At 67.4% G+C, this 25747-nt stretch carries 25 protein-coding genes and 1 tRNA gene; 15 read left to right on the forward strand and 11 right to left on the reverse strand.

From position 1 onward, the window contains the following. Positions 1-5: 5 nt before the first annotated feature. Genes alc through DR843_RS17840 form a run of 3 tightly spaced genes read right to left on the reverse strand, consistent with a single transcriptional unit; the run spans position 6 to position 3672 of the window. Positions 6-1061 carry an allantoicase gene (gene alc / locus DR843_RS17830; protein WP_109688006.1) on the reverse strand — a complete coding sequence of 352 codons (1056 nt, stop codon included), beginning with the start codon at positions 1059-1061 and terminating at the stop codon, positions 6-8. Further along, positions 1058-2425, reverse strand: a complete 1368-nt coding sequence (gene allB / locus DR843_RS17835; protein WP_109688008.1) for an allantoinase AllB — start codon at positions 2423-2425, stop codon at positions 1058-1060. Before allB ends, alc begins: the two co-directional genes overlap by 4 nt. Further along, positions 2422-3672, reverse strand: a complete 1251-nt coding sequence (locus tag DR843_RS17840) for a DUF6986 family protein (RefSeq protein ID WP_109688010.1) — start codon at positions 3670-3672, stop codon at positions 2422-2424. The genes allB and DR843_RS17840 overlap by 4 nt, the downstream gene beginning before the upstream one ends. Before the next feature lie 125 nt (positions 3673-3797). On the opposite strand from DR843_RS17840, the gene DR843_RS17845 reads away from it, so the two are divergent. From DR843_RS17845 to guaD, 9 genes are all read left to right on the forward strand, one after another. Next, a complete protein-coding gene (locus tag DR843_RS17845) occupies positions 3798-4559 on the forward strand; it encodes an IclR family transcriptional regulator (RefSeq protein WP_109688012.1) in 762 nt (253 codons plus the stop codon). A 96-nt stretch (positions 4560-4655) separates the two neighbouring features. Then, entirely contained in the window at positions 4656-5159 is a 504-nt protein-coding gene (uraD, locus tag DR843_RS17850) for a 2-oxo-4-hydroxy-4-carboxy-5-ureidoimidazoline decarboxylase (protein WP_109688014.1), read from the forward strand. Next, positions 5156-5479, forward strand: coding sequence for a hydroxyisourate hydrolase (uraH, locus tag DR843_RS17855; protein ID WP_109688016.1), 324 nt, complete (start codon positions 5156-5158; stop codon positions 5477-5479). Before uraD (DR843_RS17850) ends, uraH begins: the two co-directional genes overlap by 4 nt. 5 nt (positions 5480-5484) lie before the next feature. Then, positions 5485-6411 carry a factor-independent urate hydroxylase gene (gene pucL / locus DR843_RS17860; protein ID WP_109688018.1) on the forward strand — a complete coding sequence of 309 codons (927 nt, stop codon included), beginning with the start codon at positions 5485-5487 and terminating at the stop codon, positions 6409-6411. A 252-nt stretch (positions 6412-6663) separates the two neighbouring features. Beyond that, entirely contained in the window at positions 6664-8595 is a 1932-nt protein-coding gene (gene uraD / locus DR843_RS17865; protein ID WP_109688020.1) for a 2-oxo-4-hydroxy-4-carboxy-5-ureidoimidazoline decarboxylase, read from the forward strand. Between the two features lie 297 nt (positions 8596-8892). After that, positions 8893-10347, forward strand: a complete 1455-nt coding sequence (locus tag DR843_RS17870) for a xanthine dehydrogenase small subunit (protein ID WP_109688022.1) — start codon at positions 8893-8895, stop codon at positions 10345-10347. After that, positions 10344-12806 (forward strand): xanthine dehydrogenase molybdopterin binding subunit, encoded by a 2463-nt coding sequence (gene xdhB, locus DR843_RS17875; RefSeq protein ID WP_109688024.1) that lies wholly within the window; start codon positions 10344-10346, stop codon positions 12804-12806. The genes DR843_RS17870 and xdhB overlap by 4 nt, the downstream gene beginning before the upstream one ends. Next, positions 12803-13606 (forward strand): xanthine dehydrogenase accessory protein XdhC, encoded by an 804-nt coding sequence (gene xdhC, locus DR843_RS17880; protein ID WP_109688026.1) that lies wholly within the window; start codon positions 12803-12805, stop codon positions 13604-13606. Before xdhB ends, xdhC begins: the two co-directional genes overlap by 4 nt. Continuing rightward, complete coding sequence (gene guaD / locus DR843_RS17885; RefSeq protein ID WP_245934185.1) at positions 13603-14898, forward strand: guanine deaminase; 1296 nt, start codon at positions 13603-13605, stop codon at positions 14896-14898. The genes xdhC and guaD overlap by 4 nt, the downstream gene beginning before the upstream one ends. Positions 14899-14945: 47 nt before the next feature. On the opposite strand, the gene DR843_RS17890 is transcribed toward guaD, so the two are convergent. The 3 genes from DR843_RS17890 to DR843_RS17900 all read right to left on the reverse strand — a co-directional run bounded on the left by DR843_RS17890 (position 14946) and on the right by DR843_RS17900 (position 17805). Next, positions 14946-15971, reverse strand: coding sequence for a bile acid:sodium symporter family protein (locus tag DR843_RS17890; RefSeq protein ID WP_245934186.1), 1026 nt, complete (start codon positions 15969-15971; stop codon positions 14946-14948). 77 nt (positions 15972-16048) lie between these two features. Further along, positions 16049-16732 carry an ABC transporter ATP-binding protein gene (locus DR843_RS17895; RefSeq protein WP_109688030.1) on the reverse strand — a complete coding sequence of 228 codons (684 nt, stop codon included), beginning with the start codon at positions 16730-16732 and terminating at the stop codon, positions 16049-16051. Continuing rightward, positions 16729-17805 (reverse strand): FtsX-like permease family protein, encoded by a 1077-nt coding sequence (locus DR843_RS17900; protein ID WP_109688032.1) that lies wholly within the window; start codon positions 17803-17805, stop codon positions 16729-16731. Before DR843_RS17900 ends, DR843_RS17895 begins: the two co-directional genes overlap by 4 nt. 149 nt (positions 17806-17954) lie before the next feature. Here DR843_RS17900 and DR843_RS17905 point away from each other — a divergent pair, with 149 nt between their 5' ends. Both DR843_RS17905 and DR843_RS17910 read left to right on the forward strand, forming a co-directional pair. After that, a complete protein-coding gene (locus DR843_RS17905; RefSeq protein WP_109688034.1) occupies positions 17955-19109 on the forward strand; it encodes a sensor histidine kinase in 1155 nt (384 codons plus the stop codon). Then, positions 19106-19726 (forward strand): response regulator, encoded by a 621-nt coding sequence (locus DR843_RS17910; protein ID WP_109688036.1) that lies wholly within the window; start codon positions 19106-19108, stop codon positions 19724-19726. Before DR843_RS17905 ends, DR843_RS17910 begins: the two co-directional genes overlap by 4 nt. Before the next feature lie 5 nt (positions 19727-19731). Here the strand turns inward: DR843_RS17910 and DR843_RS17915 are convergent, their stop codons facing one another. Continuing rightward, complete coding sequence (locus tag DR843_RS17915) at positions 19732-20238, reverse strand: LysE/ArgO family amino acid transporter (protein ID WP_245934187.1); 507 nt, start codon at positions 20236-20238, stop codon at positions 19732-19734. A 176-nt stretch (positions 20239-20414) separates the two neighbouring features. Here DR843_RS17915 and DR843_RS17920 point away from each other — a divergent pair, with 176 nt between their 5' ends. The 3 genes from DR843_RS17920 (at position 20415) to DR843_RS17930 (ending at position 23673) form a co-directional block, all read left to right on the forward strand. Then, on the forward strand, positions 20415-21293 hold the full coding sequence (locus tag DR843_RS17920; protein ID WP_109688039.1) for a LysR family transcriptional regulator ArgP: 879 nt from the start codon (positions 20415-20417) through the stop codon (positions 21291-21293). A gap of 91 nt (positions 21294-21384) precedes the next feature. After that, entirely contained in the window at positions 21385-22158 is a 774-nt protein-coding gene (locus tag DR843_RS17925; RefSeq protein ID WP_146202624.1) for a hypothetical protein, read from the forward strand. Between the two features lie 60 nt (positions 22159-22218). Continuing rightward, positions 22219-23673, forward strand: coding sequence for an MFS transporter (locus DR843_RS17930; protein ID WP_109688042.1), 1455 nt, complete (start codon positions 22219-22221; stop codon positions 23671-23673). Here DR843_RS17930 and DR843_RS17935 read toward each other — a convergent pair. Then, on the reverse strand, positions 23657-24136 hold the full coding sequence (locus DR843_RS17935) for a MarR family winged helix-turn-helix transcriptional regulator (RefSeq protein ID WP_109688044.1): 480 nt from the start codon (positions 24134-24136) through the stop codon (positions 23657-23659). The two genes, DR843_RS17930 and DR843_RS17935, sit on opposite strands and share 17 nt — an antisense overlap. Positions 24137-24189: 53 nt before the next feature. On the opposite strand from DR843_RS17935, the gene DR843_RS17940 reads away from it, so the two are divergent. Continuing rightward, positions 24190-24396, forward strand: coding sequence for a hypothetical protein (locus DR843_RS17940; protein ID WP_109688046.1), 207 nt, complete (start codon positions 24190-24192; stop codon positions 24394-24396). A 271-nt stretch (positions 24397-24667) separates the two neighbouring features. Here DR843_RS17940 and DR843_RS17945 read toward each other — a convergent pair. From DR843_RS17945 to DR843_RS17955, 3 genes are all read right to left on the reverse strand, one after another. Continuing rightward, positions 24668-24757: transfer RNA gene (locus tag DR843_RS17945), tRNA-Ser, on the reverse strand. Between the two features lie 84 nt (positions 24758-24841). Then, the gene (locus tag DR843_RS17950) at positions 24842-25387 is read right to left on the reverse strand and encodes a LytR C-terminal domain-containing protein (protein WP_109688048.1); all 546 of its coding nucleotides are present in this window, start codon (positions 25385-25387) and stop codon (positions 24842-24844) included. A gap of 15 nt (positions 25388-25402) precedes the next feature. Further along, a complete protein-coding gene (locus DR843_RS17955) occupies positions 25403-25696 on the reverse strand; it encodes a type II toxin-antitoxin system VapB family antitoxin (protein ID WP_109688050.1) in 294 nt (97 codons plus the stop codon). Between the last annotated feature and the right edge of the window lie 51 nt (positions 25697-25747).

Consider the following 25747-nt stretch of genomic DNA (forward strand, 5'->3'; position numbering starts at 1 on the left):
AGGAGTTAGCGCGGCGGGCCGCCCGCGTTCGTCCACCGCTCGTGCAGGGCCTGGCGGCCGGCTTGGGACAGTTCGCCGAGCAGCCGCAGCCGGGCCATCCCACCGTCGGGGTAGACGTCCAGACGAGCGAACGCGATCTCATCGGTGCTGTCCACCCGGAAACGGTGTCGGGTGTCGGGCTGCAGACGGGTCTTCGGCAGGATTTCCACCTCGTGCGACCGGTCGGCCGACCATCCGGTGACGCGGGCCCACCCGGGGGAATTGCCCAGGAAGTAGCGGGTGTCCAACTCCACGACGCCCACGGTTCCCGGTCCGGCCAGGCGCACCTCGACCCAGTCGTTGCCATCGTCGCGCCGCCGCGAGGTCTCCCATCCCTCACCCATCAGCCGCGCGTTGCCGGGCATGATCAGGTTGGTCGGTGAGGAATAGAACATGTTGGAGCAGCCGGAGATCCCGGCGCCGCAGTCCAGCGCCGCCAGGTTGACGTTCACCCGGCCGATGAACTGCGGATCGGCGACGACTTCGCCGTGCACGCGCAGCCGGGCGATCCCACCGTCGGGGTGCATGCACAACCGCACGTGGGTGACCAGCCGGTCACAGTCCACGTCGAAGGAGTTCAGGTCATCGCCCTTGACGGCCGAGCGTGGCACCAGGTCGAACCAGTCGGTGCCTTCGAGTTCCTCGACCGAGGGGTACCCGTCGATGACCGCGCCCTGCACGGACACCTCCGGTGGGTAGTTGCCCTTGAAGTAGGCGGTGTCGACGATGATGCCGCGCACGACACCGGGAGCGCCCAATCGCACGATGGCCCAGTCGAATCCGGGCTCGCGTCGACGGCGGGTCTCCCACCCGTCGTACACCTGGCCCTTGTGGCCGAAGGTGTAGGTGGAGTACGTCGGCTCCTCGGGCTTGATGAGGTTCTCCTTCTCGGCGAACAACTCATCGTTGGCGGCGACAACCCCCGAACCCATTGCGCGCGAGGCCAGATCGGGCAGGACCACGAAGTCGGGCAGGTCCGCCTCGGTGGCCAGACGCCGACTGCGGCGATTGGGTGGGGTCATCGTTCTCCTCGGATCAGGAACTGCCCGTCGGGGCGTTCAATGGTCGCCGGTACGCCGCGCAGCCAGACCCGGCGGGCGACTCCGGACAGCGAAACGCCTTCGTAGGCAGTCAGTTTGTTCTTGTGCTGCAGCTCGGCGGCGTGCACGGTGAACGCCTGCGACGGCGCCCACGCGACCAGATCCGCATCGCGGCCCACCTCGATCGCTCCTTTGCCGGTGAGACCCATCAGCGCTGCGGGCGAGGTGCTCATCCAGCGCACCACGTCGGCGAGGGTGAAACCGCGCCGCTGGGCCTCCGTCCAGACCGCACCCAGGGCCAACTGGACCGAGGCCACTCCGCCCCACGCAGCGCCCAGGTCGCCGGACTCGATCAGTTTCAGATCGACCGTGCACGGGGAGTGGTCGCTCACGACGATGTCGATCGTGCCGTCCGCCAACGCTTCCCACAGGGCATCGCGGTTGGCCTCGCTGCGGATCGGCGGGCAGCACTTGTGCGCCGTCGATCCGTCCCGGATGGTTTCGGCGGCGAAGGTCAGGTAGTGCGGGCAGGTCTCGACGGTGATCGGCAGACCCTCGGCCCTGGCGGCCCGGATCTCCGGCAACGCCGCGGCGCTGGACAGGTGCAGGATGTGTGCACGGCCGCCGGTGGCCCGCACTGCCTCGATGACCGTGCGGATCGCGGTGACCTCACTGGCATCCGGGCGGGACGCGGTGAAGTCGGTGTAGTGCGGACCGTGTGCGACAGGGGCCTTCGCCAACTCGTCGCCGTCTTCGGCGTGCACGATCAGCAACGCCCCGAGCTCGGCGGTGCGCGCCAGGTAGGTGTTGAGCTCCGCGGTCGACAATGGCGGGAACTCCGGTACACCCGAGTCCACGAGGAAGCACTTGAAACCGAAAACCCCTGCGCTGTCGAGCTTTTCCAGATCGTCCAGGTTGCCCGGGATCGCTCCGCCCCAGAAGCCGACGTCGACGTAGCACTGCCCGGCCGCTGCATCCTGCTTGGTGCGCAGCGCATCAACGGTGACCGTGGAGGGCAGGCTGTTCAGCGGCATGTCGATGATGCTGGTCGTGCCACCCGACAGCGCCGCCCGGGTGGCCGTCGTGAAGCCCTCCCAGTCGGTGCGGCCTGGCTCGTTGACGTGCACGTGCGTGTCCACGCCACCGGGGATGAGGACCTCGTCGGGCTCGAGTTCGACGAATTCGGTTGCGTCCCAGTCGGCGTCGAAGGGTCCGAGTCGTGCGATGCGACCGTCTTGCACGGCCACGCTCACCGGCCCGGTCCGCACGTCGTCGCCGGCGCCGAGCACGCTGTCGTGCGCCCGCAGGACGAGATCGAAGGTCACCACGTCAGTATCCCCGTTCATCGGGTCAGTCCGGTCAAAGCGGCCTCATCGAGGCCCGTTTTGGAGGTCACGTCGTCCTGGCTGAACGCGCCGCAGGCGATGCCGCGCAGCAGCGCGCTGGACAACATCCGGGCGGTCGCGGGTTCATCCATCACGTCACCTTCGATGCGTTGCACGTACGCCGCGAGCCGGGCACATGCGGGATCGAAGGCCCGCCGGAAGAACAGGTAGGTCGCGGCGTAGCGGGAGACCAGGTGCCCGGGTGCCATGTCCCAGCCCTGGTAGATGCCCCGCATCAGCGAGCGCTGCACCAGTCCCGCGTGCAGTCGCCAGGTTGCGAACGCCTGCTCGGCAGTGCCGAACGCCACCACGTTGGTGGAGCCGTCGGAGAGGCGAACTCCGGTCTGCGCGGCGGCGACCTGCATGACGTTCTTGGCGTGGTCGGCGACCGGGTGATCCAGCGATTGGTACGCGGCGGCGATGCCGAGTCCGGCCGAGTAGTCGAAGGTCCCGTAGTGCAGCGAGGTCACCCGGCCGCGCCCGGCGTGCACCATCGCCGCGACGGCTGCGGTGCCATCCGGGGCCATGATCGCCTGCGCGGTCTCCACCTGGACCTCGAAACCGATGCTGCCGGCCGGCGCACCGAGCGCCTCCTCGAGGGCGTCCAGGGCGTCGGCCATGGCGGACACCTGTGGCACGGAGGTGACCTTCGGCAACGTGAGCGTGAGACCGGTGGGGACCTGGCCGTTGTCGACGACTCCGGCCAGGAAGCCGACCAGCGTGGCGATGCCGCGGTCACGGGTGGGTGCTTCGAAGGACTTGAACCGGATACCCCACCAGGGTGGGCGGATCCCCTCCGCCCGTTGATCGGCGTACGCCGAGAGGCAGCGTTCGAGGTCAGCGTCCTCGACCGCGTCGGGCCGGCGCCCGTAGCCGTCCTCGAAGTCGATGCGCAGGTCCTCGATCGGTTCGCGCTGCAGTTTCGCGGCGATCAGTGGGTAGATCGGCTCGATGTCCGCCACGGGTTCGCCGAGGGCGGCGGCCAGGTGTGCAGCGTCGGGTGCGTAGTCGGCCAGCAGGCGTAGCGCCTCGTCACCCCAGGCCCGGGGCAGGTCGGAGCTGACGCGGTCCGCAGGTACGTACACGGTGTGGATCGGCTGCCGGTCGGTGCGATCGCCGGGGTAGCGGGCGGCCAGGTCGGCGTCAGCCTCGTGCAGGGTCGCATCCAGTTGGCGCTGCAGAGCGGTGATCGTGGCGGACGGGTCCATGAGGCCTCCTGGATAGTTTCCGAAATACGGAAATTGATTTCCACTCGACGGTACTATGGCTGTCAATGCCGCTGGGCGCTCTACGCTAGGCCCACGATCGGCGCGAGCGATCAGGACAAGGACAGATGGCGCAGAGCAAACCGGGTGGCGTGCAGTCGGTGACCCGCGCCCTGGACATCCTCGAGGCTATCGATGCAGCGGGCGGCGAGCAGGCATTGATCGAGATCGCTGCGGCCAGCGGGCTGCCGACGCCGACCATCCATCGGCTGGTGCGCACCCTGGTCGACCGGGGCTACCTGCGGCAGCTGCCCGACCGGCGCTACGCCCTGGGCTCGCGGCTGATCCCGCTGGGCAGTTCCGCGCTGACCGCGTTCGGATCGCGCAGTACGCCCGAATTGCGCCGGTTGGTCGGCGAACTCGGCGAAACCGCCAACCTGGCCACCCTCGACGGTGATCAGGTGGTCTACGTCGGCCAGGTGCCCTCGCCGCACGCGATGCGGATGTTCACCGACCTCGGACGGCACGTGCACGCCCACCCGCGGGCGACCGGCAAAGCGTTGCTGTCGCAGCTGTCCGATGACCAGGTGCGCGCTGTTCTGCGGCGCGCCGGGATGCCGGCCTTCACCTCGCGCACGATCACCTCGCCGGAGGAACTGCTCGCCCAGCTCGCCGTGGTGCGCGAGCGGGGCTGGGCGGTCGACGAGGGTGAACTCGAGGACGGAGTCGTCTGCCTCGCCGTCCCCGTGCCCAGTACGACCGCCCTGCTCGCAGTCTCCATCTCGGGCCCGGCGGTCCGGGTGGATGAGCGGGTGCGGGCACGCGCCGTACCTCTGTTGGCCCAGGTCGCCGCCGATCTGGCCACTCAGCTCGACGTCGCCTCCGCCTGACCTTCGGCGACAGAGTTGTCGCCAACCTCTTGACAGTGACGCGCATCACTCTTTAGTTTCTTCATACGGAATAATAATTTCGCAGAACGGAATCCGATGAGCGAGTCCCTCGAGCTCGGCGCATTCAATGCGCTGCCTGCCGCCGAAGCCAGCGCCTGGCTGGAGCACCTGTGCTCCTCGCCGCGATGGGCGGCCGAGGTGGCAGCCGGGCGCCCGTACGCCGATCGGGCGGCGGTGCTGGAAGCCTCCGATGCCGTGTTCGCGGGGTTGGGTCCTGCCGACCTGGATGCCGCGCTCGCCGGTCATCCGCGGATCGGCGCAACGGTGTCCGCGCAGGGGCACAGCGCCGACCTGTCCCGCGCCGAGCAGTCCTCGATGGGCTCGGCCGACGACCAGGTGAAGGCGGCGTTGCGCGAGGGGAACATCGCCTACGAGCGGCGGTTCGACCGGGTCTTCCTGATCCGCGCCGCCGGTCGCTCACCGCACGAGATGCTCGCCGAACTCCAGCGACGGCTCGATAACGACGACGACACAGAGATCGCCGAAGTGCGCGAGCAACTGCGCCAGATCACCCGCCTGCGACTCCAAGGAGCACTATGAGCAGCCTTTCCACCCACGTCCTCGATGCGGTCAGCGGCAGCCCTGCCCCCGCCATCGCGGTCACCGTGACCGGACCCGCTGGCGCAGCGGTCGGCGCGGGCGTCACCAACGAGGACGGCCGGATCGCCGACCTCGCACCCAGCGGTCTGCCGCAGGGGATCTACACCATCAGCTTCGCCACCGGTGAGTACTTCGACCGGATCGGCGTCGCGGCCTTCTATCCGAAGGTCGACATCACATTCACGGTCACCGACGACCGTCATTACCACGTGCCAGTCCTACTGAGCCCGTTCGCCTTTTCCACCTACCGAGGGAGCTGACAACGATGTCCTACGTCCTGGGATACAACCAATACGGCAAGGCCGAAGTACACGTCGTGCGCGTTTTCCGCGACGACCCCGCCGCGCCGCACGACCTGGTCGACTACAACGTCAGCGTCGCGCTGACCGGTGACTTCGACGAGGCCCACCAGACCGGCGACCAGGCCAAGGTGCTGACCACCGATGCCTGCAAGAACACGGTCAACGCCTTCGCCAAGGAGGCCGGGGACGCGGTCCGCCACCCGGAATCGTTCGCGCTGGCCCTGGCCAACCACTTCGTCGACGACGTACCGCAGGTCGAAAGTGCCCGGATCAACGTCGAGGCCTTTCCGTGGGTGCGCTCGCACGACAACCCGCACGCCTTCGTCAAGAACGGTGACTACGTGCGGACCGTGACCGTGACCCGGCGCGGGTCTGCTCCGGCGACCGTGGTCAGCGGCCTGAAGGACCTCACCGTCCTGAAGACCACCGACTCGGAGTTCCACGGGTTCTACCAGGAGAAGTACACGACGCTGCAGCCGACCAACGACCGCGTCATGGCGACCGCGATCAAGGCGCAGTGGGCGCACTCCAGCAACGACAAGGACTGGGGCGCTTCGTTCGACGCGGTCTTCGATGCAGTGACCCTGGCCTTCGCGAACGCCTACAGCTACGCGCTGCAGCACACCATCTGGGAGATGGGCCAGGCTGCGCTCGATGCTGACGCCACGATCGCCGAGATCCGGATGAGCTGCCCCAACAAGCACCACTTCGTGCTCGACCTGTCCTCCTTCGACCTGGAGAACAACAACGAGGTCTTCCACGCCGACGACCGGCCCTACGGGCTGATCGAGGCCACGATCAAGCGGACCGCGGACGTGGACGCCTCCGCGGCGTACGACCCGGGCCAGGCCTGGTCCGAGGCCGTCGCCAAGGTGCCGGCTGACGCCTGATCCAGCGATCGACGTACGGCGCCGTCCCCCTTCCCGGGTGACGGCGCCGTTCGTTGTGCGGCCCCGCAACCGCAAATCTCCACTCAGCGGAATTTAGTTTTCGTTTTTTGCTTGACGCGGCCGATTTTGTGACTAGGCTCACAGAGTCCCCGCGGGTGTTTGGCATGGATAACCAGCCGCGGATACTCGGTCAGCAAAACCATGTCTGCCGGTGGCATCCGCGCCGCCGGCTCTCGAGCGGAAAGGTCCGCTATGACCACAGTGGCCGCGCCTCCACGCAAAGCCGTGCACCCCGTTGACGAGGTGCTCCCCGCACCGAAGCTGGCGATCTACGGCTTGCAACACCTGCTGGCGTTCTACGCCGGCGCCGTCATCGTCCCGATCCTGCTGGCCAGCGGCATCGGTCTGGACACCAAGCAACTGATCCACCTGATCAACGCGGACCTGTTCACCTGCGGTATCGCCTCGATCATCCAGTCGATCGGCTTCTGGAAGGTCGGTGTCCGGCTGCCGTTGCTGCAGGGCGTCACCTTCACCGCCGTCGCGCCGATGATCACGATCGGTCTGGCGGCCGGTGGCGGTACCGACGGTCTGCTCACCATCTACGGCTCGGTCATCGTCGCCGGTCTGGTCACCTTCCTGGTGGCGCCGTACTTCGGCAAACTGGTGCGGTACTTCCCACCGGTCGTGACCGGCACCGTCATCACCGTGATCGGTCTATCGCTGCTTCCGGTCGCTGCGGGCGACGCGGTCATGGACGCCAACGGCAAGGCGGACCCGACCAACGGGCGCAACCTGTGCTACGCGATCGGCACCATCCTGGTCATCGTCGCGCTGCAACGGGTCTTCCGCGGCTTCATCGCCACCATCGCGGTGCTGATCGGCCTGGTCGGTGGCACCGTGATCGCCTGGATGCTCGGCGACGCTGCCTTCAGCGAGGTCAGCAGTTCCTCGTGGGTGGGCGTGACGACTCCGTTCTACTTCGGCATCCCGAAGTTCAGTCTGGTCGCGATCATCTCGATGATCATCGTCATGATGATCACCGCGGTGGAGACCACCGGTGACGTCTTCGCGACCGCCGAAATCGTCGAGAAGCGAGTCGATTCCACCGATGTGACCCGTGCGCTGCGCGCCGACGGTGTGGCCACCTTCATCGGCGGCATCCTGAACTCCTTCCCCTACACCTGCTTCGCCGAGAACGTCGGCCTGGTGCGACTGACCCGGGTCAAGAGCAGGTACGTCGTGGCGACCGCTGGTCTGTTCATGATCATCCTCGGCCTCCTGCCGAAGGCGGGCGCTCTGGTGGCGGGCATCCCCAAGCCGGTGCTGGGTGGTGCCGGTCTGGCGATGTTCGCGACTGTGGCGGTCGTGGGTATCCAGACCCTGTCGAAGGTCGACTTCAACGACCACCGCAACGTGATCATCGTGGCGACCAGCCTGGCGCTGGCCATGATGGTGACCGCGCAGCCCGACATCGCCAAAGCGCTGCCGGACAAGCTGCAGGTGCTGCTGGGCAGCGGCATCACGATCGGTAGCATCGCGGCCTTCGTGCTCTACATGATCTTCTACCACGTGGGCAGTGATCGAGGGCCGGCTGTCGCGGGTTCGCCGGGCAATCTGATCCGCCTCGAGCAGGTCAACCAGATGTCCGAGGACGAGTTCGCCCAGACCTTCGGCAGTCTCTTCCAGGGCCCGGACTGGGTGGTGCACCGCGCGTACGCGCAGCGGCCGTTCAGTGACACCGCCGATCTGCGGCGCTCGTTCCAGGAGGCGCTGTTCGCAGCGACCCCGCAGGAGCAAGCGGAACTGATCGCCGGCTATCCGCGCCTCGGCTCCGATGAGGTCATCGAGGGCACGACGGGTGCTGCTTCGCAGGAGGAGCAGTCCCTGCGCGGCCTGACCCACCTCAACGGCGCCGACCAGGAGCGGCTGGACGCGTTGACCTCGGCCTACCGGGAGCGGTTCGGCTTCCCGTTGGTGGTGTCGCTGCGCGATGAGGGCAGCTTCGACCAGATCATCGAGCACGGTGAACGCCGACTGCACAACTCGGTGGTCCAGGAGCACAACAGCGCGATGGTCGAGATCGCTAAGATCGCCGGGTACCGCTTCGACGATCTGGTGGCCGAAGCCAACCCGCTGCAGGCGGCCGCACTGAGCCACCTGAACACCCCGCGCGACCGGTAGCCGGGGGCGGACTTCCCGGGTTTGGATGCGGTGTGCTGGATTGCTGTCGCAACACACGCACCGCATCCAAATCCGCTCGGGAGCCTCGGCGGGGGAATCCGTATGGTGGAATTTGTATTCCAAAGTAGTCGCACCATGCGGTAAGGTGTGATCCGCCTCACAAGGTCGTTGCTCGTTCGACATGGATAACCGGGCGACTTCCTCGATCAGACCAACCATGTCCCCGGCTGCTGTGGTCCCCTAGGAAGTGGATCCGCAGCGCGGCGGGGACGGACGCGAGATTCGAAGGAGGCCGCGATGCGAGCCACGGTCAACGGGAGCACCGCCTCACTGGATGAGGTGACCGCCCACACCAACGCGCTGGATTGGTTGCGCGACCAGGGCTTGACCGGCGCCAAGGAGGGCTGCGCCGAAGGGGAGTGCGGCGCCTGCTCGGTGCTGGTGGCTCGTCCGGACGCCGATGGCAGCACCACCTGGACCGCGATCAACGCGTGCCTGATCCCGGCGCTGTCCCTCGAAGAGCAGACGGTCATCACGGCCGAGGGCCTCGGCGAACCCGGTGACCTGCACCCGGTCCAGCAGGAGATGGCGGTCCGCGGTGGATCGCAGTGTGGCTACTGCACCCCGGGTTTCGTGTGCAGCATGGCCGCGGAGTACTACCGCAAGGACCGTGTCCCGGCATCCGATGCCGGTAGTGAAGCCGATGAGCACGGTGCGCATGAGTGCGGCCCGAACGGCTTCGACCTGCACGCCCTCAGTGGCAACCTGTGTCGCTGCACCGGCTATCGCCCGATCCGCGACGCGGCGTACGCCCTGGGCATTCCCGAGGACACCGACGAACTCGTGCAGCAGCACTCGCAACCCGCCCCTGCGCCGGCGCACACCGACGTGACGGTTGCCGGTGCCCGGTATGTGCGACCGCAATCGCTGGCCGAGGCGATCGACCTTCTTGCCTCCGACGACCAGGCGCAGTTGGTGGCCGGGTCCACCGACTGGGGGGTCGCCGCCAACCTGATGATGTCCCGGGCGACAACGCTCGTCGCGATCGACCGACTCGCGGAACTGCGTGACCTGACCGAGGATGAGACCGGCTTCACCATCGGCGCTGCGTTGACGCTCTCCGAGATCGAGCGGCGGCTGGCGGGCCGGATCCCGTTGCTGGACAAGCTGTTCCCGCAGTTCGCCTCCCGACTGATCCGCAACGGTGGCACCTTCGGGGGCAACCTCGGCACCGGCTCCCCGATCGGGGACAGCCCGCCCGCACTGCTCGCGTTGGAGGCATCGCTGCTCCTGGCCGGACCCGACGGCGAGCGCAGCGTGCCGCTGGCTGAGTACTTCACCGGCTACCGCCAGTCCGTGCGGGAGAAGGCCGAGATCATCAAGGCGGTCGTCATTCCCAAGCCACTGGCCGCACACACCGCCTTCCACAAGATCGCCAAGCGCCGGTTCGACGACATCTCGAGTGTCGCCGTCGGGCTGGCGATCGACCTGAGCGACGGAGTGGTCAGCAGGGCCCGGATCGGGCTAGGTGGTGTCGCGGCAACACCGTTGCGAGCAACCGCTGCGGAAGCCGTGCTGGAGGGCCGTCCGTGGACGGCCGGGACCGTGCGGGAAGCAGCTGCCGCGTTGGCTGATGCAGGTACGCCGATGAGCGACCACCGCGCGAGCAGCGCCTACCGCACGGCGATGCTGCGTACTGCGTTGCACAAGTTCTACGTGGAAACCACGTCCGTGCAGGAGGTCTCGGCATGAGTTCGTTGTCCCAGCGGCCGACCAATCCCATTGTGGGAGAGTCAATTCCGCACGAAGCAGCGAGTCTGCACGTGACGGGGAAGGCCCTCTACACCGACGACCTGGTCATCCGGACCAAGGATGTGCTGCACGCCTGGCCGGTACAGTCCACCCACGCGCACGCCCGGGTGACAGCCGTGCGACTGGACGAGGCGCTCGCAGTGCCGGGCGTCGTACGGGTCCTCACGGCCGACGACGTACCCGGCGTGAACGATGCAGGTGTCAAGCACGACGAGCCGCTCTTCCCCAGTGAAGTGATGTTCCACGGGCACGCCATCTGCTGGGTTCTCGCGGACACGCTGGACGCGGCCCGGGTGGCCGCCGGCAAGGTCGAAGTCGACTACGAGCCGCTACCGGCGATCATGACCGTCACCGAGGCGATCGCTGCGGAGAGCTTCCAAGGCGCGCGACCGCACATGGAGCGGGGCGACGTCACAGCCGGATTCGCCGAGGCCGCGCACGTTTTCAGCGGTGAGTTCGAGTTCAAGGGCCAGGAGCACTTCTACCTGGAGACCCATGCCGCGCTCGCCCAGGTGGACGAGAACGGTCAGATCTTCATCCAGTCCAGCACCCAGCACCCCAGTGAGACCCAGGAGATCGTCGCGCACGTGCTCGGTCTGGCCTCGCACGAGGTCACGGTGCAGTGTCTGCGGATGGGTGGCGGGTTCGGCGGCAAGGAAATGCAACCGCACGGATTCGCGGCGATCGCTGCCCTGGGCTCGATCCTGACCGGGCGGCCAGTCCGGCTGCGGCTCAACCGAACTCTGGACATGACGATGTCCGGCAAGCGGCACGGATTCCACTCCGAGTGGAAGGTCGGCTTCGACGACGACGGTCACCTCCTGGCTCTCGAGGCCACGATCACCTCCGATGCCGGATGGAGCCTTGACCTGTCCGAGCCGGTGCTGGCTCGGGCGGTGTGCCACATCGAGAACGCCTACTGGATTCCCAACGTCTGTGTCGACGGCCGGATCGCCCGCACGAACAAGACCTCGCAGACCGCGTTCCGTGGCTTCGGTGGGCCGCAGGGGATGCTGGTGATCGAAGACATCCTGGGTCGGTGCGCACCGCTGCTAGGGATCGACCCGGCCGCGCTGCGCGCACGCAACCTCTACGGGCCAGGGCAGACCACGCCGTACGGGCAGGAAGTCACTCAGTGGGACCGGCTCGGCCGGGCCTGGCAACAGGCCTGCAACCAGGCCGGATTCGCCGAGCGCCAGCAGGAGATCGAGAAGTTCAATGCCGCGCACGATCACACGAAGCGAGCCATCGCGGCGACTCCGGTGAAGTTCGGCATCTCCTTCAACCTGACCGCGTTCAACCAGGGCGGCGCGCTCGTCCTGGTCTACAAAGACGGCTCGGTGCTGATCAACCACGGCGGCACCGAGATGGGTCAGGGACTGCACACGAAGATGCTGCAGGTCGCCGCCACGGCTCTGGGGGTACCGTTGTCCACGGTTCGCCTGGCACCGACCCGGACCGACAAGGTGCCGAACACCTCGGCCACCGCGGCCAGTTCGGGCGCGGACCTCAACGGAGGTGCGGTCAAGAACGCCTGTGAGCAGATCATCGAGCGACTCCGTCCGGTGGCGGCCCAGCACTTCGGCGTCAACCCCGCGGACGTGCGCTTCGACCACGGAGTCGTCAGCGCGATCGGCAGCACCGCGGAGCCATTGCCGTGGGCCGAGCTGACCAAACGCGCCTATTTCCAACGGGTTCAGCTCTCGGCGGCGGGCTACTACCGCACCGAGGGTCTGCACTGGGACTCCTCGACGATGACCGGATCGCCGTTCAAGTACTTCGCCAACGGCGTCGCCGTCTGCGAGGTGGAGGTGGACGGTTTCACCGGTGCCTACCAAACGCGTCGGGTCGACATCGTGCACGACGTCGGCGACAGCCTCTCGCCGTTGGTCGACATCGGCCAGATCGAGGGCGGTTTCGTGCAGGGCGCCGGTTGGATGACCCTGGAGGAGTTGGTCTGGGACGAGTCGGATGGCCCGCGCCGCGGGCGTCTGGCGACGCAGGCGGCGAGTACCTACAAGCTGCCGAGCTTCTCGGAGATGCCGCAGGAGTTCCACGTGTCACTGCTCGAGCAGGCGCACGAGGAAGGCGCTGTCTACGGGTCCAAAGCGGTGGGTGAACCGCCGCTGATGCTGGCTTTCGCCGTCCGGGAGGCGTTGCGACAGGCGGCCGCTGCCTTCGGGCCGGCGGGCGCGAGCGTGGATCTTGCGTTGCCGGCCACTCCCGAGGCTGTCTACTGGGCTCTGGAAGCGGCGCGGTCAGGTGAAGCCGACGGCAACGTACGCCGCGACTCGGCTGCCGTTGAGCCCGAACGGATTCCGGGTGGTCACCCGATGCGCCCGGAATCCGAACGAGTAGCTGCGGCAGAGCAGCCCCAGCCAGCGGGTAGTCGGCCGTGAGTTGGGTCTCGGACGTCGCTGCCGCGCGGGCCCGACGAGAGCCTGCCGTCCTGGTGACGGTGACGGCCTCACGCGGGCACGTCCCCCGCGACGCGGGGGCCAAGATGCTCGTGACGGCGACGCGGGAGAGCGGCAGTGTGGGTGGCGGCAATCTCGAGCAGTCGGCCATCGAGAAGGCACGGGAGTTGATTGCCTCCGGTGAGTCCGCGCCGACGGCTTTGGAATTCGCCCTCAACGAGCACGCCCCGGTCGAGCACGGCACCCAGTGCTGCGGCGGGGAGGTCACGTTGCTGCTGGAGCCGATCCTGCCGGTGCCGGCGATTGCGATCTTCGGCGCCGGCCACGTGGGGCTGGAGCTTTCCCGGATCCTGGTGCGGCACGATCTCGACCTGCATCTGATCGACTCACGGGCAGGAGAACTCGCTGCCGATCGGTTGACCTGTCTGGAGGATCCGGTCGGCACACTCACCGTGCATCACGCGCCGGTGCCGGAACTCGTCCTCGGGCAGATCCCGCGGGGAACTCACGTGTTGATCATCACGCACGACCACGCCGAAGACATGGCGCTGTGCGATGCCGCCCTGCGCTGTGGTCATCTGGGCAGCGTCGGCCTCATCGGATCGCGGTCCAAGTGGCGGCGCTTCGAGAAAAGGCTTCTGGCTGAGGGGCATTCACCGCAGGCGGTGGCCGCCATCAGTTGCCCGATCGGGCTGCCGTCGATCACCGGCAAGGAGCCCGCGGTGATCGCGCTGAGTGTGGCTGCGCAGTTGGCGTCCCAGTTCGCGGTGGTGCCGGCGTGAGCGTGATCTTCCGGGCCCGCGTGCTGGACACGCCGGATGACCCGTTCGCCGGAGGTTCGCTGCGCTCCGGTGATGACGTCGGACTGTTGGTGGACAACGGAATCATCACCGCCCGTGGCGAATTCGCCGCTGTCCGGATCGACGCACCCGATGCCCAGGTGGTCGACCTGCGCGACGGTGTGCTCATCCCCGGACTGGTCGACACGCATGTCCACTTCCCACAGGTGCACGTCATCGGTGGCCTGGGTATGCCCCTGTTGGACTGGTTGGAGCGCTGCGCGTTGCCCGAGGAGGCGCGCCTGGCCGACCGGGCGTACGCCGAGCAGATCGCCCGGGAGTTCCTGTCCGGGGTGCTGGCCGCGGGTACGACCTCGGCCATGGTGTTCGGGGCACACTTCGCCACGGCGATGGACGCGTTCTTCGGCGAGGCAGCGCGCGTCGGTATGCGGGCCACCGCGGGTCTGGTCGTCAGCGATCGGATCCTGCGCTCGGATCTGCTGACCAGCCCGACGCGGGCCTACGAGGAGAGCCGGGCCCTGATCGACACCTGGCACGGCCGCGGTCGGTTGCGGTACGCCGTCACACCACGGTTCGCGCTCTCGGCGTCGGGTCCGATGCTGGAGTCCTGCCAGCAACTGGTGAAGGACACCCCGGATCTGTTCGTCACCTCGCACGTCAACGAGAACAACCGGGAGATCGCAGAGGTGGCAGCGTTGTTCCCGGACTCCCGGGACTACGTCGACTGCTACGACCAATACGGACTACTCGGCCGGCGGACGATTCTGGCGCACAACGTGCACCCGAAGCCGGCGGAGCTGGCTGCACTTGCGTCCGCCTCTGCATCGGTATCGCACTGCCCGACCAGCAACGCTTCTCTCGGCAGCGGCTTCTTCCCGTTGCGTGAGCACCTCGACGCCGGTGTGCGAGTGGCGCTGGGCAGCGACGTCGGGGGTGGCACCGGGTTCAGTCTGTTCAAAGAGGGGCTGCAGGCCTACTTCGTGCAGCAACTCCTGGGCGACAAGGGCGTACAGCTGACGCCCGCTCACCTGCTCTACCTGGCCACCGCAGCGGGAGCACAGGCGCTCGACCTGGCCGAGACGGTCGGTGACCTGTCCGTCGGAAAGTCCTTCGACGCCGTACTTGTCCAGCCGGCAACGGGATCCACGCTCGACGTGTGCCTGAAGAACGCAGCCGACCCCAGCGATGCGCTGGCCAAGATGTTCGTCCTCGGCACGGCGTACGACGTGGCGAAGGTCTGGATCGGCGGCGACGCCGTGCATTCGCGCGACTGAGTCCCCGGGTTGCGGGCCCCGGAGGCAGCGGGGATCTCGAGCTGAACTCAGCCCGCCTGGGTGGCACCGACGCGGTCGGGCTCGGTGGCCGCGAGTTCAGCCTCCGGCAGCGGGCGCCGTCGGAAGAAGGCCGCGGTGACGGCACCGGAGACGTTGTGCCACACCGAGAAGATGGCCGGCGGGAGCGCCGCCGCCGGCATCGAGGCGAAGTGCCCGGCGGCCAGCGACGCGGCCAGGCCGGAGTTCTGCATGCCGACCTCGAAGGCCAGCGCCCGGCGGGCGCGGTGGTCGAGCCGGGCCGCTTTGCCGGACAGGTAGCCCAGGAAGAGTCCGAAACCGTTGTGCAGGACGACGGCCACGAACACCAGCAGTCCGGAGGTCCGGAAGGCGGCGGCGCTGTGGCCCATCACGATCGCGACGATCAGTGAGATCGCCGCGACCGAGACCCAGGGGAAGACGCCCGCAATGCGATCGACCCACCGCCCGGCCACCAGACGGATCACGACGCCGAGGATCACCGGGATCAGCACGGTCTTGACGATGTCGAGGAACATCGACCCGGCCGCCACGTGCAGGTAGGAGCCGGCCAGCCACAGGGTGAGCAGCGGGGTCAAGACCGGGGCGACCAGGGTCGACAAGGTGGCCACGGAGACCGACAGGGCGACGTCACCCTTCGCGAGGTACGTCATCACGTTCGAGGCCGTGCCGCTCGGGGCGCAGCCGACCAGGATGACGCCGACCGCGAGCGCCGGATTCAGGCCGAGGGCGTGCGCGATCGCCCAGCCGGCGAGCGGCATGATCACGTAGTGCGCCACCAGGCCGAGCAGCACCACCCACGGCCGTTTGGCGATCCGCGCGAAGTCCGGCGGGGTGAGCGTGACCCCCATGCAGAGCATCACGATCCCCAGCAGGTACGGCACCTGCGGGGTGAACGGGGTGAAGGTGTCCGGGAAGAGATAGCCGGCGGCGCCCGCGGCGAGCACCAGCAGCGGGAAGATCGTGACGGCGATGAGCGCGCTGCGGTCCTGGCGATTCTGCGCGGTGTTATTTGAAAGACTATCTATCTGTGACACGCACCGGATGGTACGCCAAATCGACCGTTATGTGGGACGCCGGTCTCGCGATGTGATCTCGGGCGGCGGGCCCGCAGTCACGGGTGGTCGATGATCCGTCCGTCGACGACGGTGACGAGCCGGTCCAGGGCCGCCCGATGCTGGAGGTCGTGGGTGACCAGCAAGGTCGCGGTGTCGCGCTCGTGCGTGAGTTGCTGGATCAGCGTCATGACGGCGGCGCCCCGTTCCTGGTCGAGCGCACTGGTGGGTTCGTCGACCAGCAGCACTTCAGGTTGATTGACGAGCGCCCGGGCGATCGCGACCCGCTGCCGCTGACCGCCGGACAGTTGCGCCGGTCGCTTGCCGGCGTGCTCGGCCAGGCCGACGCTGTCCAGCAACTCGTCGGCGCGCTCGGCGAGCAGTTTGCGCTGCTGGTGGCTGGGGCGATGACCCAGTTCGCCCATCACCTCCAACTGCTCCCGCGCGGTCAACGACGGCAGCAGGTTGGACTGTTGGAAGACGATGCCGATGCGGTGGCGGCGCACGGTGGTCGCCTGGGAGCGGGTCAAGGACGTCACGTCGGTGTCGCCGATGAGGACCCGCCCGGAGTCCGGCCGGATGAGGGTGGCGGCGACGGCCAGCAGACTGGACTTACCCGAGCCCGACGGGCCGGTGATCCCGGTGACCACCCCGGCGTCTCCGCGCAGGCTGACGTGGTCGACCGCGGTGATCCGCTGGTCACCGTCGGGGAAGGTGAGAGTGACGTCGTCGAGGGTGATCATCGGTTACTTCCCAACGCAGTGAGGGGGTCGGCTTTGGTGATGGTGCGCAGTGCGACGGCGGCGCCGGCGAGGCCGAGGACCACCATCGCGAGGGCCGGCACCAGGGTGGTGAAGACGTTGACCATGAACGGCAGCTTGCCGCTGACCAGGAGTCCGAGCCCGACCACCACGAGTAGCCCGGCACCGACCCCTGCGGCCAGTACGACGAGTGCCTGGCCGAGTGCGTCCCGCATCAGGGTGTTGGTGCTCGCGCCCAGTGCTTTGAGCACCGCAACGTCGCTGGCGCGCTGCATGGTCCACACCGTGAAGAAGGCGCCGACGACCAGTGCGGAGATACCGAAGAGCATCGCCACCATCAGGGCCAGCGAGCCGATCTCCGAGCGGAACGTCTCCAGGTGCGGCAACGCGGACAGCGGTGGTTGCGCGACGGTGTGAGTGCTCGTGGCCACGGCCGTCCAGTCCGGATCTCCTTGCACGGCAAGCAGAGTCGCCAGCCCGTCACCACCAGTCTTCTTGTCCAGCGACCCCCAGGCGTCAGGAGTCATCGCGATCACCGGGGTGTGGCTGTACCAGGCATCGCCGCCGATCCGACTGACCCGGTAGGTCGATCCACCCAGCGAGATGGTGTCCCCGGTTCTCGCGTGGAGAGCATCGGCGGCGCCCGCAGACAGCCCGATCTCGTCGTCCTTCGTTGGCGCGAGGTCCGTCACGGTGCTGGCCGGGGCACCCGCCGGGACGCTGAAAATCGCCACCCCGGCCCCCGTCGATCCGTGGGTCGCGCGGGTCTGCGCGATGCCGATCGGTGTCACCGCGTGCACGCCAGCAGCGGAGCGCCACTGCTCCTGGACGGACGGTGAGATGGCCGACTCACTGAAGGTCGCCGTACCCGAGGGTTGTTCCTGCAACACGATCCGGTCACCCGGCAGACCCAACAGAGCCGAGACGTTCTGGGCGGCCAGGCCGCCGGTCAGTCCGGTCAGGAAGCCGACGAGCACGGTGATCAGTGCCACCACCGACCCGATGAGGACGAAACGTCCGCGTGCGAAACGAAGTTCGCGCCACGCGACAAACATGAGGTGATCCCTTCAGGCTGCCGGACGGTCCACCAGCCACCCTCCAAGAGTGTCGGTTCTTGCGTCCGCGAACATCGCTCTTCGGTTGGGTTGTGGAATCGAACTTTCGATGGATGGCGTCCCGATGGAACGCGCCTAGGCTGAGGACGATGGCAGATCACCAGCTCACTCCGGTCTTCACCGGTTTGCGGTTCGGCCTGCACGTCCTGACCGCCGCGCTGTTGGCGGTGGTCGTGGTGCGAATCGTGGCGCAGCCGCCGGGCCACCCGGCGCTGGCGATGGGGCTGTGGCTGCTCTTCGCGCTGATCTATCTCGCGGGTGCGCAGGTGGCCAGGCTGCGTAGCGCGGCGCTGACCTATTGCTGGCTTGCCGCCTTGACGGTGTGCTGGCTCGGCCAGCTCGTCCTGGTGCCGGAAGCTGCCTACCTCGCCTTCCCGATGTTTTTCCTCTATCTGCATCTGTTGCCTGGTATCGCAGCGCCGCTCGCGGTGCTGGTTGCCACCGCCGCTGCTGTGCTGGGTATCGGCTGGCATTCAGGATTTACACCCGGGGGAGTCATCGGACCGGTCATCGGAGCCGGTGTCGCTCTGCTCATCGGCCTGGGCTACCAGGCCCTGCAACGCGAAGCCGTCGACCGCGAACGGCTGCTGGCCGAGTTGGTTGCGGCGCAGAACCAGTTGGCCGCCAGCGAGCGCGAGCAGGGCATGCTGGCCGAGCGTGCGCGGCTGGCTCGCGAGATCCACGACACGGTCGCGCAAGACCTGTCGAGTATCGGGATGCTCCTGCACGCCGCGGAGCGAGTGGACCCCGACCATCCAGGAGCCGAATACATCCGCACCGCAAGGGAAACCGCGGGTACGGCGCTCGCCGAGACCCGCGGTATCGTCCGCGAACTGACCCCGCAGGCCCTCGACGATGGCCTGCCCAGTGCGTTGCGCCGCATCGCCGAGTCGACGCCCGGTGTGTCCGTCACGGTTGATGCGCCGGAGATCGTCGACCTGCCGATGGATCTGCAGACGACCGTCCTGCGCATCGTCCAGGGCGCGATGGCCAACGTCGTCCAGCACGCGGGCGCGGCCCACGCTCGCGTCCGCCTCGGGCTGAGCGAGCAGGAACTCGCGCTCGAGATCAGCGACGACGGAACCGGATTCGACCCGGCTGCTCGCAAGGCAGGAAGCAGCGACTCCTTTGGGCTGCACGCGATCCAGGAGCGGGTCGACCAGTGGGGTGGCACGCTCAACGTCACCTCGGCTCCGGGCCGGGGGACCACGGTGACGGCGCGGATTCCACGGGCCGCAGCATGATTCGGATCCTGATCGCCGACGACCATCCGGTGGTGCGTACTGGCTTGCGCGCGATGCTGGCGGGCGAACCAGACCTGGAGGTCGTCGGTGAGGCGGGCACGCCGCAGGAAGCGGTGTTCCTGGCGCAGCAGTTGTCCCCGGAGCTGGTGTTGATGGATCTGCGGTTCGGCGAAGAAGCCACTGGCGCCGACGCGACCCGGCAGATCCGAGCACAGGAGGCGGCGCCGTACGTGCTGGTGCTGACCAACTACGACACCGACGGGGACATTCTCGGTGCCGTTGAGGCGGGCGCGAGTGGCTACCTGCTCAAGGATGCGCCGCCGCAGGAGTTGCTCGCGGCGATCCGGGCGGCGGCCAGTGGTGAGAGCGCACTTGCCCCGGCGGTCGCGGCGCGGTTGCTGTCGCGGCTACGGTCGCCGGCGGTGAGCTTGTCGGCCAGGGAGATCGACGTCCTGGGCAAGGTGGCCGACGGTGCGTCAAACGGCGAGATCGCCGCGGCGCTGTTCATCTCCGAGGCGACGGTCAAATCCCATCTGGTGCATGTCTTTTCGAAGCTCGATGTGACGTCGCGGACCGCTGCCGTCGCTCGCGCCCGGTCCCTCGGCATCCTTCCGTAACGCCTTCAGTGGAAGGCGAGTTTCAGCGCCAAGACGCCCATGGTGGCCGCGATGGTGCCGTCGATCACCGGCCAGGTGAACGGGCGACGGAAGAGCGGGCGCAGCAACCGAGCGCCGCCGCCCAGTGCCGCGAACCACACCGCGCTGGCGGTGATCGCGCCGGCGGCGACCCACCAGCGGCCGCCCGGGTGGGCGTTGGCCAGCGATCCGATCAGCAACATCGTGTCGAGGTAGACGTGCGGGTTCAGCCAGGTGAACGCGGCGGTGGTCAGCAGCACCGTGCGCAGTGCGGCGGGGGCGACCGCCGTCGCCTCCAGGCTGGCCGGTGCGCGTACGCCGTGTAGGCACCGCCGGGCGGACAGCACTGCGTAGCCGATCAGCCAGGTGACCCCGAGCCACTGCAGCACCGTGAGCAGCCAGGGCGCGCGGGCCGTCAGTGCGCCGAGTCCGGCGACCCCGGCGACGATGAGCGCGGCGTCCGACGCGATACAGAGGATGACCGCCGGCACCACAATGCGAGCGGGCTGGCTGAGCCCGAGGCGCAGACGTAGGCGTTCTGCGCGCCGATCGCCACGATGAGGCTGAGGCCGGTCACCAGCCCGATCAGATAGGAACTCACCGCTCCAGCGTGGGCGCTGCCCGTAATGAAGTCCAGCGAATGATTCTTCAGAAACATTAGAATCGCTTCATGACCCCCGATGCCGTCCAGGTGCAGACCTTCGTCGCCGTGGTCGATCACGGAAGTTTCGATGCGGCGGCGCGGGTACTCAACGTCACGCCGTCGGCGGTATCTCAACGTATTCGTGGTCTGGAGAACGCCCTGGGGCAGACGTTGGTCGAGCGGGCCCTGCCGGCTCGAGCGACCGCCGCAGGCGAACGCTTGCTGCGCTACGCACGCCAGGTGCAGGTGCTTCACGATGACCTCGAGGGCGATCTGGACGCCGCGTCCGTCGGGATTCGCGTCGTGAGCATCTCGGTCAACGCGGATTCACTGGCGACCTGGTTCCTTCCCGCGTTCGACCGGGTAACTCGCGAGCACGCGATCACGCTCGAGCTGCATCGTGAGGATGAGCAATCCAAGGCAGCGATGCTGCGGGCGGGGCGCGTGATGGCCGCCGTGACCGCCGATCGTCGCCCCGTGGTCGGCTGCCGAAGTACCCGGCTGGGAGTGATGCGGTACCGCGCAGTGGCCAGCCCGGCGTACGTCGATGATTGGCTCTCCGGGCGCCCGCACCTCGCGCAGGGCGCCCCGATCGTGACCTTCGATCGGTCAGATGACCTGCAGCACAACTACTTCCGTACTAGTACCGGCAATGCTCTGGGTGCTCCACGGCACTACATCCCGTCGACGACGGAGCACCGCACGGCGGTCCTGCTGGGACTTGGCTGGGGCATGATCCCGGAGATCTTCTGCTCGTCGTTGCTGGCGGAGGGTGCGTTGGTGGACCTGACGCCCGGTCGCACCCTCGACGTCCCGTTGCACTGGCAACGCTGGAAGGTTGCCTCGACGCTGCTGGACACCGTGACCGAGTTGGTGGCCGGTGCAGCGCGGTCGGCGCTGGCCTGATCCTGGGAGTTCGCTGAGATCTCGGCGCTCGTGTATTCCTCTCGCGCAACGGATCTCGTCATAGATGCAGGTCCCATCCAAGGAGGTCACCATGAGCACCACATCCGCCGCCGTCGGCGACTTCAAACTCGGCAAACTTCCGGCGCGTCCTGACGCCGTCAGCTTCAAACTGTCGAAGTACCTCGAACCCCGGCGCCTGCCGACCCCACCGGCTCATTTCGGCCACGACACGGGCGTGGCGCCGTGGCAGATGTTGGGCAACGACCGGGTAGGGGACTGCGTCATCGCCGGTGGCCTGCACGAGACGATGCTCTGGACCAAGAACGGATCCCAGGAGGTCGCAGTGAGCACTGACGCCGCGATCAACAACTACTCAGCGATCACCGGGTACGTCCCGGGGCAGCCGGACACTGACCGCGGCACGGACATGGCGGTGGCGGCGTCGTACCGCCGACACACCGGTCTCGTGGACGCCAGCGGCCACCGGCACAAGATCGCGGCGTACCTGGCGTTGACACCAGGGGACGTGCAGGAGCACCTGCTCGCGATCTACCTGTTCGGTGCGATCGGGGTGGGCGTGCGTTTCCCGGAGTCGGCGATGCAACAGTTCCGTGACCACCAGCCCTGGGACGTCGTGCCCGGGTCGCGGATCGAAGGTGGTCACTACATCCCGGCCGTGGCACGACGCAACGGTCGCTTCATCATCGTGACCTGGGGTCGGGAGCAGCCGATGACCGATGCGTTCCTGCAGGAGTACAACGACGAGAGCTACGCCTACGTCTCGAAAGAGTATCTACGGCAGGGTCATTCGCCGGAAGGCTTCAACATGGCTGAGCTGAAGGCTGATCTCGCCGCGCTTGGCTGATTTCCAGGGTCGCCACTGACGGGTGGTGCCAGCTACCCCTGGCAGGAGTAGAAGGGGGCAATGGCACAAACGCAGGGGGACCAGGAACTCGGCACGATCACCACGGACATACCGGCTCGATTGGACCGGCTGCCGTGGGCCCGATGGCATTGGATCATCGTCATCGGATTGGGCACCGTATGGGTGCTCGACGGGCTCGAAGTCACCATCGTCGGCAACCTGTCCGACGTCCTCAAGGACTCGACGCACGGGCTCGGGCTGAGCAGTTCGCAGATCGGTCTGGCCGGTGCGGTGTACGTCGCCGGATCGTGCATCGGCGCGCTCTTCTTCGGTCAGCTCACCGACCGGTTCGGCCGCAAGAAGCTGTTCATCATCACGCTCCTGGTCTACCTGGTGGGCACCGTGCTCACCGCTGCGTCGATGAACCCGGCGTGGTACTTCGCCTGCCGCTTCATCACCGGGTTGGGTATCGGAGGGGAGTACGCCGCGGTGAACTCCGCGATCGACGAACTCATCCCGGCGGCCTTCCGGGGACGGATCGACATCACCATCAACGGGTCGTATTGGCTTGGGGCGGCGGCTGGTTCGCTTCTGACGATCCCATTGCTGGACCCGCAGTTGGTGAACCCGGAATTCGGCTGGCGGTTCTGCTTCGCACTCGGCGCGATCCTCGGGGTCGGGGTGCTCTTCGTGCGGCGCAACGTGCCCGAGTCGCCACGCTGGTTGTTCATCCACGGTCGCGAGGACGAGGCCGAGGAGATCGTCGGCGGGATCGAGAAGCGGGTCGAGCACGAGGATCACGTGTCGTTGCCGGACGTCGACAAGACGCTCAAAATCCGGCAGCGGCACACCATCGGGCTGACGACCATCGCTCGGACCGTCTTCACCGAGTACCCCCGCCGCACCATCTTGTGCCTGGGCATGTTCATCGGTCAGGCGTTCCTCTACAACGCGTTCTTCTTCACCTTCGGCGACACGCTCCAAACCTTCCTCGGAGTCGGTCAAACCGGTTGGTACCTGGCGGCGTTCGCGATCAGTAACTTCGCCGGCGCATTGATCCTCGGTCCACTCTTCGACAAGGTGGGGCGCAAGATCATGATCTCCGCGACGTACATCGTCTCGGGCGTCATCCTGGCGATCGCCGGTCTCCTGCTCGGCAATCTCACCGCAGTCACGCTGACGATCTTCGGCATGGTCGCCTTCTTCGTAGCCTCGGCGGGTGCCAGCTCGGCGTACTTGACGGCGTCGGAGATCTTCCCGATGGAGACGCGGGCGCTGTGCATCGCGTTCTTCTATGCGATCGGTACGGCGGCCGGCGGCATCAGCGGTCCGCTGCTCTTCGGCAAACTGATCGACAACGCGTCGGCGGCCAAGGACATCACGGGTATCGCCCCCGGTTACTACCTGGGCGCGGCCTTGATGGTGGTCGGCGGGATCCTGGCGCTCTTCTTGTCGGTGGATGCGGCGCAGAAGTCGTTGGAGGACATTGCCGCCCCGATCAGCGAGGTGGAGTGAGCGCGGCCTGCTCGTCGTCGGTGAGGGGCAGCGGGTCATCGGCGGCCGCGATCAGGCCGTGGAGGGTTTCGGCGAGGGCGGGCAGCTCCGCCTGCTGAAGGCCGAGGCGCCGAATCATGATGCTGGGGACGTGTATTGCTCGCTCTCGCAGGGCGATTCCGCGCTCGGTGAGGTCGATGTCCAAGGTGCGCTCGTTGCCCGGTTGGCGCTGCCGGGTCACGTACCCCTCCCGCTCCAGCCGTTTGATCAGCGGAGTGATCGTGCCCGGATCCAGTCGCAGGGCATCGCTGAGCTGCCGGTTGGACTGCGGATGGTGCTCCCACAGCGCGAGCATCACCAGGTACTGCGGATGGGTCAGACCGAGCGGCTCCAGCACCGGGCGATAGGCACCGATGATGCCGCGGGCAGCGAGGGCCAAGCCGTAACAGACCTGGTTCTCCAGGGCGAGCGGGTCGTCGGTCACGCGATGAGTCTAGCGATAGTTGGTGCACCAACAATTGGTGTAAACTCCTACCCATGAGCGAGGCGCGACCGACACCGATCCCGACCGACAAGGCCGGGTTGTCGTTGGGCTATCGGTTCGTCTGGCGCTTGCAGTACACGTTGCTCGCCTGGGGTGGTCCGGCGCAGATGCCGTTGCACCGCGATCCGCGGGAGCGCATGCGCCGGGAACGTACGGCGCGGGTCCAGGCTGCACGCACCGGCCAGCCCCAGGCGGGCTGAGTCAGTCAGCGCGTAGCCGGATCCGGAAGGCCGTCTCAAGCGACCATGTCGCACTCGTGGCGATCTCGTCACATATCGAGGTGCTCCGTCGCGGGGACGCAGCGATTCGTGGCGGTTTCGTCGATTGTTCGACGACAGTCGGGGCCGCTGGTGATGCTGCGGTGGCGGAGGGAACCGTCGGTCGCTGCGCTCCCTCCTCCCAAATCCCCGACTCCAATAAAACGAAGTAGGCAGGCACCCTCGCTTCGCTTGGGAGCCTGCCTACTTCGTTTGGCGGTGGCGGAGGGATTTGAACCCTCGGTGGACTTTCACCCACAAACGCTTTCGAGGCGTTCTCCTTAGGCCGCTCGGACACGCCACCGCCGACGAGGGTACCCGACCGGCGCCGTGCCGCCCAAAACGTGGGTCGAGTGTCCTGGTGCTCTCGGGCCCGAGTTGGACTCGCCTACTCGTACTGTGCGCAGTCGGCCGGCAAGGTCTGGGTGGGGGTCGGCGTACCTTCGCTGACCGACGGCGCGTCGCCACCCAACACCACGTCCACCGAGGTGCCCGTGCGTCCGTCCTGCTGCAGCGTCGCCCCGGGGAAGAGCGGCAACACGTACTGCTTGGCGTACGCCGCGCCCGCAGCCCCGAATCGCAACTCACCCACGCCGTCGAGCTGCTCGCCGTACGGGTCATTACTCACCGCACCCACCGTGAAGTCCCGGGAGCGCAGTGCTGCGGCGGTCCGCTTCGCCACACCCTGATCCTTCGAGGCGTTGTAGACGTTCAGCGTGAAGAGCGACTGCGGCGCGGGGGGCGGGGTTGTCCGCACACAACTGGCCGGCGGGGCCGGCGGCTTACTACCGGGGGCCAGCCCCGTGACGTACGCCGCGGCGTACGTCACCGCAACGCCCACCAGGATCAGGGCACCGACGATGGCAATGAGCGTACGGCGCTCGCGGCGTCGGCGAGCGCGCTCCAGACCCGTGGTCGGTCGGTTGGCGGGCATCAACGATCCCCGGCGTCAGAGGACGAGCACCCGGGCGTGCAGCACGGGTCGCTGGTGCAGCGCCGCCCGCAGCGCCCGGTGCAGTCCGTCTTCGAGGTAGAGGTCACCGTTCCACTGCACGACGTGGGCGAAGATGTCGCCGTAGAAGGTGGAGTCCTCGGACAGCAGCGCGCCGAGGTCAAGGGTTCGCTTGGTGGTGATCAACTCATCGAGGCGGACCATGCGAGGCGTGATGTCCCGCCAGTCCCGCGGGGTCACGAGGTCGTGCGGTGGGTAGGGGCGGCCCTCCCCGACAGCCTTGAAGATCACTGCCAGATTGTACGAACCTCACCCGGCGTTGTCCGGGGTGACACGCAGACG

It is taken from the genome of Branchiibius hedensis, from assembly GCF_900108585.1.
GTDB lineage: Bacteria > Actinomycetota > Actinomycetes > Actinomycetales > Dermatophilaceae > Branchiibius > Branchiibius hedensis.